The 14,206-nt window shown below is 61.6% G+C and carries 13 protein-coding genes; 5 read left to right on the top strand and 8 right to left on the bottom strand.

Going from position 1 to position 14,206, the window contains the following annotated elements:
- The first annotated feature begins 400 nt into the window (after positions 1-400).
- The 4 genes from D1Y85_RS07925 to D1Y85_RS07910 all read left to right on the top strand — a co-directional run bounded on the left by D1Y85_RS07925 (position 401) and on the right by D1Y85_RS07910 (position 3,445).
- Positions 401-1,159: an ABC transporter substrate-binding protein gene (locus D1Y85_RS07925; protein WP_124150497.1), complete on the top strand. Its 759-nt coding sequence runs from the start codon at positions 401-403 to the stop codon at positions 1,157-1,159.
- Positions 1,160-1,244: 85 nt separating this feature from the next.
- Positions 1,245-1,934: an ABC transporter permease gene (locus D1Y85_RS07920; RefSeq protein WP_124150496.1), complete on the top strand. Its 690-nt coding sequence runs from the start codon at positions 1,245-1,247 to the stop codon at positions 1,932-1,934.
- Positions 1,931-2,644, top strand: coding sequence for an ABC transporter permease (locus D1Y85_RS07915; RefSeq protein WP_124150495.1), 714 nt, complete (start codon positions 1,931-1,933; stop codon positions 2,642-2,644). The genes D1Y85_RS07920 and D1Y85_RS07915 overlap by 4 nt, the downstream gene beginning before the upstream one ends.
- 33 nt (positions 2,645-2,677) lie before the next feature.
- Positions 2,678-3,445 carry an ABC transporter ATP-binding protein gene (locus D1Y85_RS07910; RefSeq protein WP_124150494.1) on the top strand — a complete coding sequence of 256 codons (768 nt, stop codon included), beginning with the start codon at positions 2,678-2,680 and terminating at the stop codon, positions 3,443-3,445.
- 3 nt (positions 3,446-3,448) lie between these two features.
- Here D1Y85_RS07910 and D1Y85_RS07905 read toward each other — a convergent pair whose 3' ends face one another.
- Positions 3,449-3,787: a hypothetical protein gene (locus D1Y85_RS07905; protein WP_124150493.1), complete on the bottom strand. Its 339-nt coding sequence runs from the start codon at positions 3,785-3,787 to the stop codon at positions 3,449-3,451.
- Between the two features lie 257 nt (positions 3,788-4,044).
- Here D1Y85_RS07905 and D1Y85_RS07900 point away from each other — a divergent pair, with 257 nt between their 5' ends.
- Complete coding sequence (locus D1Y85_RS07900) at positions 4,045-5,427, top strand: cytochrome c peroxidase (RefSeq protein WP_124150492.1); 1,383 nt, start codon at positions 4,045-4,047, stop codon at positions 5,425-5,427.
- A 22-nt stretch (positions 5,428-5,449) separates the two neighbouring features.
- Here the strand turns inward: D1Y85_RS07900 and D1Y85_RS07895 are convergent, their stop codons facing one another.
- The 7 genes from D1Y85_RS07895 to D1Y85_RS07865 all read right to left on the bottom strand — a co-directional run bounded on the left by D1Y85_RS07895 (position 5,450) and on the right by D1Y85_RS07865 (position 14,116).
- The gene (locus D1Y85_RS07895; protein WP_124150491.1) at positions 5,450-6,472 is read right to left on the bottom strand and encodes a substrate-binding domain-containing protein; all 1,023 of its coding nucleotides are present in this window, start codon (positions 6,470-6,472) and stop codon (positions 5,450-5,452) included.
- A 45-nt stretch (positions 6,473-6,517) separates the two neighbouring features.
- The gene (locus D1Y85_RS07890; protein WP_124150490.1) at positions 6,518-7,615 is read right to left on the bottom strand and encodes an ABC transporter ATP-binding protein; all 1,098 of its coding nucleotides are present in this window, start codon (positions 7,613-7,615) and stop codon (positions 6,518-6,520) included.
- 10 nt (positions 7,616-7,625) lie between these two features.
- Positions 7,626-8,558, bottom strand: a complete 933-nt coding sequence (locus D1Y85_RS07885) for a carbohydrate ABC transporter permease (RefSeq protein WP_246024818.1) — start codon at positions 8,556-8,558, stop codon at positions 7,626-7,628.
- Positions 8,555-9,490 (bottom strand): carbohydrate ABC transporter permease, encoded by a 936-nt coding sequence (locus tag D1Y85_RS07880; protein ID WP_124150489.1) that lies wholly within the window; start codon positions 9,488-9,490, stop codon positions 8,555-8,557. The genes D1Y85_RS07885 and D1Y85_RS07880 overlap by 4 nt, the downstream gene beginning before the upstream one ends.
- 8 nt (positions 9,491-9,498) lie before the next feature.
- Positions 9,499-10,740, bottom strand: coding sequence for an ABC transporter substrate-binding protein (locus D1Y85_RS07875; protein ID WP_124150488.1), 1,242 nt, complete (start codon positions 10,738-10,740; stop codon positions 9,499-9,501).
- 81 nt (positions 10,741-10,821) lie between these two features.
- Complete coding sequence (locus tag D1Y85_RS07870) at positions 10,822-12,231, bottom strand: GH1 family beta-glucosidase (RefSeq protein WP_124150487.1); 1,410 nt, start codon at positions 12,229-12,231, stop codon at positions 10,822-10,824.
- A 208-nt stretch (positions 12,232-12,439) separates the two neighbouring features.
- Positions 12,440-14,116, bottom strand: coding sequence for a SulP family inorganic anion transporter (locus D1Y85_RS07865; RefSeq protein ID WP_124150486.1), 1,677 nt, complete (start codon positions 14,114-14,116; stop codon positions 12,440-12,442).
- Between the last annotated feature and the right edge of the window lie 90 nt (positions 14,117-14,206).

The following is a 14,206-nucleotide window of genomic DNA, read 5'->3' as shown; positions in this document are numbered from 1 at the left end:
TCCCGGCAAAGCTGGCCGGATCGAGTTCGAGTTTCACCGTTTCGCGCGCGATCTGGCGCAGTTGCGGGAGAGTCAGGTGGCCGGGCGTCAGTTTAATCATCACAGTAAAGTTGTCTGGACAAGGTAAATGCAGGTTACACAAGCCATCTTGTCTATACAAGTCAATTTATCTCCACGTATACCCGCAAATACCCATGTTACTCGCAGGTTTTTCACCGTCCAATTCACGGCATGATCAACCTCGTCAGTAGTAACACTGATTGTTGATCGTCCGCCCGACGGTTTAATTTGTATAGACAACTAGTCAGGCCAATCCAAGCGGACTTCCGGGTATTGAGGCTTGCAGGACGAGCCGGCCCTGGTCCGAAGTGCAATGTCGACAATCGCTTTAGGAGACTTCATGAAGAAACTTGCTTTGTGCGTCGCGCTCGCTCTTGCTGCCGGTGGTGCTTATGCGAAGGATTGGTCCACGATCCGCTTCGGCACGGACGCCAGTTACGCGCCGTTCGAATCGAAGGCGCCTGATGGCAAGCTCGTCGGCTTCGACATCGATCTCGGCAATGAGATCTGCCGACGCCTCAATGCGAAATGCGTGTGGGTCGAGCAGGATTTCGACGGCATGATTCCTGGCCTGAAGTCGCGGAAATTCGACGGCGCGCTCTCCGCTTTGACGATGACACCGCAGCGCGAACAGCAGATCGCCTTCTCCGCCAGGATGTACAACACGCCGACGCGCCTCGTCGCGAAGAAGGGTTCCACCGTGCTTCCGACCATCGAGTCGCTCAAGGGCAAGACAGTCGGCGTCGAGCAAGGCTCGACCCAGGAAACCTACGCGAAGGAGAACTGGGCGTCGAAGGGTGTCAACGTCGTCACCTATCAGAACCAGGATCAGGTCTATCTGGACCTGCAATCGGGCCGTCTCGACGCGGCACTTCAGGACGAAATACAGGCTGACCTGGGCTTCCTGAAAACCCCGCGCGGTGCCGGCTTCGCGTTCGCCGGTCCGCAGATCCCGACTGGCGCCGCCGCCATCGGCATGCGCAAGGACGATACCGACCTCAAGTCGAAGATCGACAAAGCTATTGCCGACATGGTCAAGGACGGAACGTACAGGAAGATCGCGTCGAAGTATTTCGACTTCGACGTCTACGGCAGCTGAATCCGTCCGTCTCCACGCGCTTCAACAAGGGAGCGCGGGCCGCGCCAATGCGCGTCGCGCGCCCTGCTATCGAGGAAATCCATCCATGCATTTTCACGGCTTCGGCCCACTACTCCTCGCGGGCACGTGGGAAACCATCAAGCTTGCGATGCTGTCGCTTGCTGCGGCGTTTGTGCTTGGGCTCGCCGGCGCCGCGGCGAAGCTTTCGCCGAACCGCCTGCTTTCCCGCGTCGGCACGCTGTACACGACGCTGATCCGAGCGGTGCCCGATCTCGTTCTGATGCTGTTGTTGTTCTACGGCATCCAGATCTGGCTCAACAATCTGACCGACGCGCTGAGCATGGACCAGATCGACATTGACCCCTTCGTTGCGGGCGTAATCACGCTCGGCTTCATCTACGGCGCGTACTTTACCGAGACCTTCCGCGGCGCATTTCTCGCCGTGCCCCGCGGACAGATCGAGGCCGGCTTTTCGTATGGCATGAGTGCCCGGAAAGTCTTCACGCGCATCCTGTTCCCGCAGATGATGCGCTTCGCGCTACCAGGCATCGGCAATAACTGGCAGGTACTCGTGAAGGCAACCGCGCTCGTCTCGATCATCGGACTCGCCGACGTGGTGAAGGCCTCGCAGGACGCCGGGAAGGCTACCCAGGCGTTCTTCTTTTTCACGGTGGTCACAGGCGCCATCTATCTCGCGATCACCACCGTTTCCAACTTCGCATTGCATCGCCTCGAAAAGCGCTATTCGATCGGCGTCCGGAGGGCTGCGCTGTGATCGGGCTTATTCAGGAATACTGGCGGAATTTTCTGTACAGCGACGGCTTCAACTATACCGGCCTCGTCATTACGCTCTGGTTGCTGGTGGTCTCGATCGCACTGGGCTTCCTGCTCGCCGTGCCGCTGGCCATCGCGCGCGCCTCGCGTAATGTCTGGATTTCGCGCCCCGTCTGGTTTTATACGTATGTATTTCGCGGCACGCCGCTCTATGTCCAGCTGCTGATCGCTTACACGGGCATCTACAGCCTGCACTTCGTCCACTCACACGAACTGCTGGGCACCTTCTTTCGCAGCGCCATGAACTGCACGCTACTGGCGTTCACCCTCAACGAGTGCGCCTACGCTACGGAGATCTTTGCCGGATCGATCAAGGAAACCGCTTACGGCGAAATCGAAGCGGCCCTCGCATATGGCATGTCGAAGTACAAGCTCTACACGCGCATCATCCTGCCCTCTGCATTGCGACGTGCGCTGCCCTCGTACAGCAACGAAGTGATCCTGATGCTGCACGCCACGACGCTCGCCTTCACCGCGACCGTACCGGACATTCTGAAAGTGGCACGCGACGCGAACTCCGCGACCTACATGACTTTCCAGGCTTACGGTATCGCCGCCGCGATCTATGCGGCCATCGTCTTCGCCCTGATCTGGGCTTTCCGCCGCATGGAAACACGCATGCTGGCTTACCTGAAACCGCAAGGGCACTGAACCCCGCGCTGCCCCGATGGAGTGTATTGAGCAATGTACAAGCTGACTGTCGACGACCTGCACAAAAAATTCGGCGAGAACGAGGTATTGAGGGGTGTGTCGCTCAAGGCGAAAGCCGGCGATGTGATCAGCCTGATCGGATCCAGCGGCTCGGGAAAAAGCACGTTTCTGCGGTGCATCAACTTCCTCGAATCGCCCTGCTCCGGACGCATCACGCTAAACGGCGAGGAAATCCGCACGACCGCCGACCGTAGCGGCGCCCTGCGCGTGAGCGATCCGAAGCAGTTGCAGACGATGCGCACGCGCCTTTCGATGGTCTTCCAGCACTTCAACCTGTGGGCACATATGACCGTGCTCGAAAACATCATCGAAGCGCCCGTGAGCGTCCTCGGATTGAGCCGGGCCGAAGCCGAGGCCCGCGCGCGAAAATACCTCACCAAGGTCGGTCTTACGGCCGCTGTCGAGCACAAATATCCGTCACACCTCTCGGGCGGTCAGCAACAGCGCGTGGCGATCGCCCGTGCGCTGGCGATGGAACCTGAAGTCATGCTGTTCGACGAGCCGACTTCCGCGCTCGACCCTGAACTCGTCGGCGAAGTGCTGAAAGTCATGCAGGCGCTCGCGGAAGAAGGCCGCACGATGATCGTCGTCACGCACGAAATGGGCTTCGCACGCAATGTGTCGAATCACGTAGTTTTCCTGCACAAGGGGAAAATCGAGGAACAAGGCGATCCCCGGGAGGTCCTGAATGCGCCTCGCAGCGAGCGGCTACAACAATTTCTGGCCGGGCGGCTGAAGTAAGCGTCATTGATTGAGCCGAGGCTCGCAAGCTGTGCGATCGGTCATTCGACTCATTCGAATTAAGATCGCATAGCCGGGAACCCGCACCGCGTTGTTCCTTACGTAAAACGACACCTCTTCCTCCTTCGCATGCGCGCGTTCGCGCATACGCCTCCGCAGGACACCCTCTGTTTCGCAACCAGGCCGATCAGTGAGCCCCGCGAGTTTGCCACGCACGTGCGTCGCGTCTTCCGGCAGACAGGCAAACAGAATTGCGCAGGCGCTGTCGATAACAGCTGCCACGTCCTCTTCACCGACGGGATTTACCGCGAACGCATCGAGCGCTTGATAGCGGAAGGCCAATCCTGAATCTCGCACAACGGCGCGCATATATCCTTCGCACACCCAACCTGATGTCCTACGCGACATCCAATATCGAACTACGCGCCAGCCGCACTCTGCCTGACGGGGTACAAACTACTTGACCGAGAACAACGACAAAACGCCGCGCGTGCGTAGCATGGAACGTTACCCCAGTAATCCATGCAACGCACATAGTCTGCACGCGTGTTTAACTGGATCAATAAGGCATCCTTTTATATATCCACAACGATACACGCATGAAAAAGCTGTTAGTTGTTATCGCCTCTGCATTTCTCGCCGGCTATCTCGGCATCTCCGTCTATGCGTGGTACCACGACACCGCCTACGCAGAGGCTTCTGTCGCGCAGCCCGCTGCGTCGCCCGAAGCAAGCCGCGTTCGCAGCGTGCTCGATCGCAACGCGTGTTATTACTGCCACTCCACCAAGACGGTGCTGCCGGGCTACGCCGCGCTGCCCGGTATCCGGCAACTTTCGGAGCGCGACGTTCAGACCGGCCTGCGCTATTTCCGCATGGATGCGATCTTCGACGCCCTGCGCGATGGCACGCCGCCACCGGAGGCCGATCTCGCGAAAATCGAAGCCGTCACGAAGAGCGGGACGATGCCGCCGCCGTTGTTCCGCTCGGTGCACTGGAGCACCGGACTGACCGAAAACGACCGGCAAATCCTGCTCGACTGGGTCGCTAAGTCGCGCCGCCAGTGGTACGTGACACAAGGTGTCGCCGAAGCATTCGCGAACGACCCCGTGCAGCCTTTGCCTGACTCCTTGCCCGTCGACAAGCGCAAGGTCGCGCTCGGCATGCGGCTTTTCCACGATACCCGGCTCTCATCCGACAACACGATCTCGTGCGCAAGCTGTCACTCACTCGGGAAGGGTGGCGTGGACGGACGCAAGTACTCGCTGGGCGTGAATGGGGGGCTGGGCGGAGTCAATGCGCCCACGGTGTTTAACGCGGCGCTCAATCACAAGCAGTTCTGGGACGGCCGCGCAGCCACGCTCCAAGACCAGGCTGGCGGCCCGCCGCTCAATCCCGTCGAAATGGCGTCCACATCGTGGGATCAGATTGTCGGCAAACTCAAGCAGGATTCGGCGTTCACGAGCGACTTCGTCGCGGTGTACCCGAATGGATGGTCGGGCAAGAACATCACGGACGCCATCGCCGAATTTGAAAAGACGCTGCTGACGCCGAGCCGCTTCGACGCCTATTTGCGAGGAAACCTGCACGCCCTGAATACCGAAGAAGCGCGGGGCTACGCCCTCTTCAAGGAAAAAGGTTGTGCAAGCTGCCACGTCGGCAAGAACCTGGGCGGGCAATCGTTCGAGCACATGGGCCGCGCAGCCGACTGGTTCGCCGCACGCGGCACCGAGCCGACCGAGGCCGACAATGGCCGCGCCAACGTCACGAAAGACCCGCTCGATGCCCGCGCCTTCAAGGTGCCGGGACTGCGCAACGTCGAACTGACGGCCCCGTACTTCCATGACGGCAGCGTGACAGGGCTGGATGAGGCAGTGCGCGACATGGCGAAATACCAGTTGGGCACGACGCTCTCCGAGGCCGACGAAAAGGCCATCGTGGCGTTCCTAAAGTCGCTCACGGGAACGTACACCCCCGCGCGCTAACGGCGCAAACGCGGCACCAGGATCATTGCGCGCGTTCGGTGGACACCCTCGCCACCGACGCGCGCATGGTCACATTCACGGGAAAGGCGCGCTCGATTGGCCAGTGGGCGCCGTAGCATTGATTGATGAGCCAGCGCACCGCATTTCGCGTGAGTTCCGCGGTTGGAATATGCACCGACGTCAGCGCGGGCGCCATATAGGCCGCTGAATAATCGTCGTCGTAACCGATCACCGACACGTCGTGCGGGATGGATAAACCAGCCTGCTGCAACCGTGCCAGCGCGCTCATTGCCATCGTATCGTTCGCGCAGAAAAGCCCGGTGAAGTGCCGTCTCGCGTCGAGCAGCGCCTGCGCGGCGGCATAGCCGCCTTCCGGCGAAAAATCGGACTCTACGTGCTGTACAGCGTCGCGCGCGATACCGTGGCGCGCGAGTTCTGAGAAAAAGCCGTTCAGACGCGCGATATTGTCCGATGAAGACGCCGGCCCGCCGATCACTGCAATCTCCCGATGTCCGTGCTCGATGAGTGTGCGCGCTGCGAGTTCGCCGCCGTGGAAATGATTGGCGCAGAAGGAGGACGCCGGTGACTGGCTGAAGGCGCGATTCAGAAACGCCATGCGCGGGTGCATGCCAGTTAGCATCTCGAGATCGTCGTCGTGCAGTTCGTGACCGATGACCACCACGCCGTCACAATCGCGCCCGATCAAAAAGCGCACTGCCTCGATGGCCTGTTCGCGCGGCGCCCCCTCTCCGCAACCGGTCGCCACCACTACGTGGCGGCGTATTGCACGCAGTTCCGTGTCGATTTCCTTCAGGATCGTGCCGTAGTAAGAGCCAAAGAACGTCGGTACGAAAAGGCCGATGATCCCGAGCGACTGCGTCGCCATGGCTCGCCCGATCGACGAAGGGCGAAACTTGAGCTGATCGATGGCAGCCTGCACGCGTGCGGCCGCCTCGGCCGATACCGGTCCGTTGCCCGATAGTGCCCGCGAAGCCGTGGAAAGCCCCACCCCTGCCAGCGCCGCAACATCTTTCAGGGTTGCCACGTCCTGTTCTCCCCTTTGCCGCTGTCGTTCGTGCGCCGTCGCCGTTCAAAGGCGGTTGCCCGTTGCTTCGTCGAATAGCGAGGCATGTGCGCTATCGAGGCCGAACGGCACCGCCGCGTCGGTCACAAGCGGCGTCTTGTCCTGATCGATCGACGCGATCTGCACACCATGGTACTCGAGCCACACCACCCGATGATTGCCCATTGGTTCGACGAGCGTCACACGGCCTTGCCACGCCGTGTCGCCGGTACGCACCGCTCCCGCCACGCGCACGTCCTCGGGGCGAATTCCGAGCACACATGGTCGCGTGAAATCGGGCGTGCCCCTGAACGCATAGCGTGTGACGTCCACCTCGATGTGCGGCGTGCGAAACCACAGCTTGCCCTCGCCACCCGCGAGCGTGCCTTGCAACAGGTTCATCGGCGGTGCACCGAGGAACGTGGCAACGAACAGATTGTCCGGGCGCGCGTAGACCTCGGCCGGTGTGCCGAACTGCTGGATCACACCGCCCTTCATGACCGCCATGCGCGTGGCGAGCGTCATCGCCTCGACCTGATCGTGCGTCACATAGATCATCGTCGCGCCGAGTTGCTGATGCAGTTGCTTCAACTCGCGACGCAATTCGGTACGCAGCTTCGCGTCGAGGTTCGACAGCGGCTCGTCGAAGAGAAACACGTCCGCCTCGCGCACGATCGCGCGTCCGATCGCGACGCGCTGCCGCTGCCCGCCCGACAGTTGTGCGGGCTTGCGCTTGAGCAGCGGTTCAAGTTGGAGCATGTCGGCCGCGCGCTTCACGCGCCGCTCGATTTCGGGCTTTGGCGTGCCATTAATACGCAATGCGAACGAAAGATTTCGCTCGACATTCATGGTCGGATAGAGTGCGTACGACTGGAAAACGAGCGCGATGCCTCGATCCTTAGGGTCGGCCCACGTCATGTCTTCGCCACCGATCTCGATGCTCCCGTCGGTCACGTCGATCAACCCCGCGATACTGTGCAGCAGCGTGGACTTGCCGCAGCCCGACGGCCCGAGCAGCACGACGAACTCGCCGCCTCGCACGTCGAGATCGAGGTTCTCGATTATTGTGTTTGTGCCAAGTTCGATGCGCAGATTGCGCACCGCTACGTTCGCCAGATTCGCCATTCCCTGCTCCTTACCCCTTCACGGCACCCGACGCGATGCCACGCACGAACCAGCGTCCCGAGATGAAATAGATCGCGAGCGGCACGAGCGACGTGAGTATCGTCGCGGCCATGTTGACGTTGTAGAGCCGCTCGCCCGTTGTGGTGTTGATGATGTTGTTCAGCTGAACGGTCATGGGCAGATTCTTCGTGCCCGCGAATACGAGGCCGAGAATGAAGTCGTTCCAGATACCCGTGACCTGCATGATGATCGCGACGACGATGATTGGCACCGACATCGGCAGCATCAGCTGGGTGAAGATGCGCCAGAATCCCCCGCCGTCTATGCGCGCGGCCTTGAATAGCTCCTGCGGCAGCGACGCATAGTAGTTGCGGAACAGAAGCGTCATGACGGGCATGCCGAAGATCGTATGAATCACGACGATGCCGGGCAGCGAGCTGAACAGATGCACGGTCGCAAGCACGCGCACGAGCGGATAGACCATCACCTGAACGGGGATGAATGCGCCCGCGAGCAGGATGCCGAACAGCACGCCTGCTCCCCGCGGCCGCCAGAGCGAGAGCGCGTAGCCGTTCACGGCGCCCACGGCAATCGAGAAGAAGGTGCTCGGCACCACGATGCGCACCGAGTTCCAGAAGCCTACGCGAATGCCGCCACAATCGAGCCCCGTACACGCCGATGCCCACGCGTCACGCCACGGCGCAAGGGTGAGATGCACGGGCAGCGCGAGCAGATTGCCGAGCCGGATCTCTTCCATCGGTTTCACCGACGTCACGAGCATCACGTAAAGCGGCAGCAGGGAAAAGAGCGCAGCAGTGAAAAGAAAGGCATAGACGCCCACGCGCGCGGGTGTGAGGCGCGAACGCCGTTTCGGACCAGCGTGTGCGGGCTTCGCTCGCAGGCGCGATGCGGCGTCCGGCAAATCGACGAGCGGTGCGCTCATTGTCGCGCTCCTTTGAGGGCCGCGCGGCTGCGTGCGTAGAAGAACGGGGCGAGGATCGCGAGCACGGTTGCGAGCAGCACGATCGACGCCGCAGACGCAAGTCCGATGTTCGCGCGATTGAACAGATAGTCCATGATGAACTTCGCGGGCACTTCGCTGGCCGTGCCGGGGCCGCCCTGGGTCATCGCCACAACGGCGTCGTAAAGCTTCACCACCATCACGAAGAGCAGCACGAATGCCGTGGATAGCGATGTCCTCAGCATCGGCACGACAATGCTCGCGTAGACGCGCCAGCGCGGAATACCGTCGAGCCGCGCGGCCTTCCAGATTTCGTCGTCGATGCCGCGCAGGCCGGCCAGCATCAGCGCCATCACGAGACCGGACGCCTGCCACACCGTCGCGATCACGAGCGTGTAGATCGCGAAACGCTGCGAGACGATCCAGTCGAAACGCGCATTCGTAAAGCCGAGGTGATGCAGTACGGACTGCACGCCGAGTTCGGGGTTGAGGATCCACTGCCACACGAGCCCCGTGGCGACGAAGGACATCGCATACGGGTAAAGGAATACCGTGCGCAGTGCACCTTCGGCCACGACGTGCTGATCGATAAAGATCGCGAGCAGTATCCCCAGCACGAGGCAGGCCGCAATGAAGCACACACCGTAGATCACGATGTTCTGCAGCGAACCGATCCAGCGGTCATTCTGGAAGAGCCGGACGTACTGGGTCACACCCGCGAAAGTATTCGAGGGCAGCGAGCGCGAAAAGGTCAGCGAAACGTGCGCCGTCCATAGCATCGTGCCCAGATAAGCGAACACCACGGTCGCAGCCATCGGTGCAAGTGCGATCCACGCGGCGAGCGACAGACGCCGCCGCGTGGACCCCCGCGGCCGCGCCTGCCGTCTCGCGTGATGCAGCTTGAGCGCGTACATGAAAAGGCTTAGCTCCTGATCGCCGTAGCAAAGGCCTTCTGCGCATCCTCGACCGACTGGTTCTTGTTCCAGAAGTTCGTAATGACGTCCTGCAGCGCGCCCTGCACGTCAGGCGGAATCAGCATTTCCGGGTTCGGCAGCTGCCGCGACTTGTCCTTCATGATCGCCATGCCCTCCTTCGCGCAGATGTCGAAGCCCGATGTGTCGACGTCCGGCCGGATCGGAATCGAGCCCTTGCGCTGGTTGAACGCCTCCTGCGCCGCAGGCGATGTCATCACGGTCGCAAGCAACTGCTGTGCCTTGACCTGCTCGGCGTTGTCGGTCTTCGGGAACACGAATACGTCGCCGGCGATCATGTACGGCGGCTTCGGCCCGAAACCCGGAAAACAGCCGAAGTCCTTGCCCGCTACCTGGTTCGCGGCCGAGAACTCGCCCTTCGCCCAGTCGCCCATGATCTGCATGCCGGCCTTACCCGTGATCACGAGCGCTGTTGCGTCGTTCCAGTTGCGTCCCGGCGAGCCAGGGTCCACATAATTGTGCAGGCGTTTGAAAGTCGTCAGCACGTTCCGGAAGGCCGGTGAATTCACGGCATTCGCATCGCGATCGCGATAGACCTTCATGTACAGGTCGCGGTCCATGTCGGCGAAGACCGCGTCAAAGGTGATTTTCTCCTGCCATGCCTGGCCACCCAGCGCGAGCGGGATGACCCCGGCAGCCTTGAGCTTGTCGAGATCGGCGAAAAGTTCGTCGAAGCTTTTCGGCTCACCCGCGATGCCAGCCTTCGTGAACGCCGGCTTCGAGTAGAAGAACCAGTCCTGCATGTGGATGTTGACCGGAACCGCGTAGTAATGGCCCTTCACCTTGATCGCAGTGAGGATCGAATCGGGAAAGATTGCATCCCACTTTTCCTTCGCTGCGACTGCATCGATATTATTCAGGAGTCCCTGGTCGATGAGATCGTGAAACTGCTTCGACGTGTTGAATTGCGCGGCGGTGGGCGGCTCGCCGCCCACGATCCGGTTGATCGCCGTTGAGCGCGCCTGATCCGCGCCCGCGATGGCGTTGTCGACCCACTGTCCGCCCGCCTGGTCGTAAGCGAGCGCGAACTGTTTGATGGCGGCGGACTCGCCGCCCGAGGTCCACCAGTGGATCACGTTAGCCTTGAGCGGCGCTGCGGCATGCGCCGCGAACGCGCTGGCCAGCATCAACGCGGCTGCCACGCCGCGCAGGACAGGTACGTTATGTTTCATTGTGTCTCCTCCGGTTGTTCCGGGTTGCCGTGCATGAACGGTCACTACGTGGTTACCGCAAGCCGGTCTCACGCGCACGCGTTATGCCGTACCGCGCGTGCGGCGTTCCGCGATGAAACGCGCGAGCAATTCGGCGCTGCGCTTGATGGTGCGCTTTTGCGTGTCGTAATCGACATGGACGACGCCAAAGCGCCGCTCATAGCCAAACGCCCATTCGAAGTTGTCGAGCAGCGACCACACGAAATAGCCTCGCACGTCCACGCCCGCCTTGATTGCAGCATCGACCGCGGCCAGATGGCGCTTGAGGAACGCAATCCGCTGTGGGTCGTCCACCCGGCCGTCGATCACGCGATCGTTCGACGCCATGCCATTCTCGGTGATGTAGATGGGCGGCAGGTTGTCGTAGGCATCACGAAAGCCCGTGAGCAGATCGCGCAGACCGTCCGGGTAGACTTCCCAACCCATCTGCGTGCGCTCCACGCCATCCAGCGGCACTTCGACGAAACCATGCGCGCCATCGCTCTTTACGTTGGTGCGGAAATAGTAGTTGATGCCGAGAAAGTCGAGTGGCGCCGAGATCGTTCGCATATCCCCGTTGAGCACCAGCGGCTCAGCGCCGGGCCACAACTCGAACAGATCCTGCGGATACGTGCCACAGAGCAGCGGGTCGAGAATCCACGCGTTGTGCTGCACCTCGAACAGATGCGCGGCGCGCACGTCGGCGGCGGACGGCGAATCGGGCGTACCTCGTCCCACGTTCGCGACGATGCCTTTCGCCGAGCCCGGATCGTTAGCACGCAGCGCGGGAATCGCGAGCCCGTGCCCGAGCAGCAGATGGTGCAACGCCTGTGTCGCATAGCGAACATTCGCGAGACCGGGTGCGTGATGGCCACTACCGTAGCCGAGATACGCCGAGCACCATGGCTCGTTGAGCGTCATCCAGCCATCGACCTGGCCCGCGAGTTCACGGCTCATGAGGTCGGCATAGTCGGCGAAGCGCCAGGCCGTGTCACGGTTGAGCCAGCCACCGCGGTCTTCCAGATGCTGTGGCAGGTCCCAGTGGTAAAGCGTCGCGAACGCTCGTATGCCCTTCTCTTTCAGGCGTCCAAGCAGGCGCTTGTAGAAGTCGATGCCCTTCGCGTTCGGGCGACCCGCCGCGTCCATCACGCGCGGCCACGCAATCGAGAAGCGATAGGCCTCGAAATTCAGGTTGTCGATGAGATCGAGATCCGCTTCCCATCGGTGATAGTGATCGCAGGCCACAGCACCCGTGTCGCCCGCGAGCACTTTTCCGGGCGTCGCGCTGAACGTATCCCAGATCGACGGAAGACGGCCGTCCTCGGCGACGGCGCCCTCGATCTGGTACGACGCCGTCGCTGCGCCGAGCAGAAAATCGCGGCGCCATAGCGACGACCCGGCGGGTGGCGTGAACGCGTCGTCTGGCGTGGTGGTGTGGGCGGAATTCGGCGAAGCGGCTGGATCTTGTATCACGAAAGCTCCTTCGCTAAACCGTCGGCCGGGCGCGAGCAGCACCCGCAACGGGGATGAGTGGAAGCGCTTCCACACGCTCGTGGCGCAAGATTGCAGCGGCAAATTCGCCGGGACAATCGGGGTTTGTCTGGACACGCCAATGCAAGCCATTCGCAAGCTATGCACAATTATTCAGGATCACTTTATGGTGCCGATCGCGGCGCCGCGGTCACTCTTCGGTATGAATCTGGAGGCCGGGCCGCACGGCGGCCAGCGCCTCGTGCAGCGTCGTGTAGAGATTTTCTGCGCCTACCACGCGCGTGATGCCATGCCGGTCCATGTCTGAACGCAAATAGCGGTTCACGCGGCCGAAAATCACCTTCACACCCCGGCTCGAAAGCGATTCGCACAAGTCGCCAACCGAACGTCCAGCCGAATAATCCAGAACGGTGATCGCTGCCGCGTCGATGACGAAGCAGCGCACCGTCGTCGGCGCACGATCGACCAGGTGCCGGACCTCATCGACGAAAAGATGGTCGTTCGCGTAGAACAGATCGGAACCGAAGCGGTAGACGATCAATCCGGGTGCGGTCTGCATGCCGGGCTGCGTCGGTTCGGGCTGCCAGCGGCCCTGCTCGCCCGGCACGAGCACCATTGTGTGCGGCCGGTAGCTATGGCGCACATGACGAAGCAGAGACAGCCCGATTGCGATCAGAATGCCGTTCTCCACACCCATCACCACCACTGCCAGCGCCGTCGTCAATGCGAGCAGGAATTCGCCAGGACTTTCGCGGCGAATGGCGTACATCTGCCGGACATGGACCAGCCCCACGGCGATCGTGAACACGATCGCGGCGAGCACGCAGTGAGGCAGGTATTGCAGCCAGTGGCCGAGGAACAGCAACACGACGAGCACGACGCCTGCGAATACGAGTTGCGCGAACTGGCTGCGGGCGCCGGCCTCGTCGGCCATGGCGGTCTGCGTGAGGCTGCCGTTCACGACAAAAGCGCCGCTCAAGCCCGCGACGGCATTCGCTGCGGCCAGACCGAGCAGGTTAACGTCCTCGTCGACGCGTTCGCCATAGCGCTCTGCGAAGGCACGGCTCGTCGCTGCGCTCTGCGCGACGATGACGACGACGCACGCCGCGGACACCTGCAACAGGTCGATCACCTGAAACAAGTCGAGTGCTGGAAAGGTGACGGGTGGCAAGCCACCCGCCACAGGGCCGATCACGGCGATGCCGTGTGCGGCGAAGTTCAGGGTCGCGCTCGCGACTATGCCGCCCACCACGGCGATAAGCGGCACCGGCCAGCGAGGACGGTAGTGTTTGAAGAACAGGATTGCCACGACGACAAACGCAGCAATGCCCAACGTCGCCCCATTGATGTGTGGCAGTTGCGTCACGATCTCACGAACCTGCACAACGGTGCGGCGCGAAGTGACTGCAATGCCAAACATGTCGCCAAGCATCGCGATGCCCACCTGCACGCCGACGCCGGTCAGGAATCCGACGAGCACGGTCCGCGAGAGGAAATCGGCTAGAAAACCGAGGCGAAAAACACGCGCGATCAATAGCAACACGGCAGTGAGCAGCGCGGTCATGCCTGCGAGCGCAACGTACTCCGCGCTGGACGGCGTGGCCATCGTCGAGAGACGGCTTGCGAAAATCGTGGCTGTCGCGGAATCGGCGGCCACGACGAGATGTCGCGACGCGCCAAAGATCGCGAACGCAATCACAGGCAAAAAGCCCGTATACAGGCCGGTAACGCCAGGCATGCCCGCTATGCGTGCATAACCGAGTAACTGCGGGATGTTCATGAACGCGAGCATCACGCCCGCGCGCGAGTCACGCAATGCCGACGCGCGGCTCAAAGGCCGCACGCCCTTGAATGGTTCAAATGCCATGGCGCCATCCTTTCGATCTCTGCATCCGCGCACGCCCCTTCAATCGGTTTCGATGAGCGCGTATGGTAGCGCGGCCGCGCACTTTGCTTC

This window comes from Paraburkholderia dinghuensis (assembly GCF_003837865.1).
Lineage (GTDB): Bacteria > Pseudomonadota > Gammaproteobacteria > Burkholderiales > Burkholderiaceae > Paraburkholderia > Paraburkholderia dinghuensis.
Note: the sequence above shows the minus strand (reverse complement) of the source record. Positions and strands in the feature narration are given on the sequence as shown.

What these genes read in the sequence shown, in the direction of transcription:
- D1Y85_RS07925 (WP_124150497.1), top strand. Translation starts at nt 401, where the DNA reads ATGAAGAAACTTGCTTTGTGCGTCGCGCTCGCTCTTGCTGCCGGTGGT.
- D1Y85_RS07920 (WP_124150496.1), top strand. Translation starts at nt 1,245, where the DNA reads ATGCATTTTCACGGCTTCGGCCCACTACTCCTCGCGGGCACGTGGGAA.
- D1Y85_RS07910 (WP_124150494.1), top strand. Translation starts at nt 2,678, where the DNA reads ATGTACAAGCTGACTGTCGACGACCTGCACAAAAAATTCGGCGAGAAC.
- D1Y85_RS07900 (WP_124150492.1), top strand. Translation starts at nt 4,045, where the DNA reads ATGAAAAAGCTGTTAGTTGTTATCGCCTCTGCATTTCTCGCCGGCTAT.
- D1Y85_RS07890 (WP_124150490.1), bottom strand. Translation starts at nt 7,615, where the DNA reads ATGGCGAATCTGGCGAACGTAGCGGTGCGCAATCTGCGCATCGAACTT.
- D1Y85_RS07885 (WP_246024818.1), bottom strand. Translation starts at nt 8,558, where the DNA reads ATGAGCGCACCGCTCGTCGATTTGCCGGACGCCGCATCGCGCCTGCGA.
- D1Y85_RS07880 (WP_124150489.1), bottom strand. Translation starts at nt 9,490, where the DNA reads ATGTACGCGCTCAAGCTGCATCACGCGAGACGGCAGGCGCGGCCGCGG.
- D1Y85_RS07875 (WP_124150488.1), bottom strand. Translation starts at nt 10,740, where the DNA reads ATGAAACATAACGTACCTGTCCTGCGCGGCGTGGCAGCCGCGTTGATG.
- D1Y85_RS07865 (WP_124150486.1), bottom strand. Translation starts at nt 14,116, where the DNA reads ATGGCATTTGAACCATTCAAGGGCGTGCGGCCTTTGAGCCGCGCGTCG.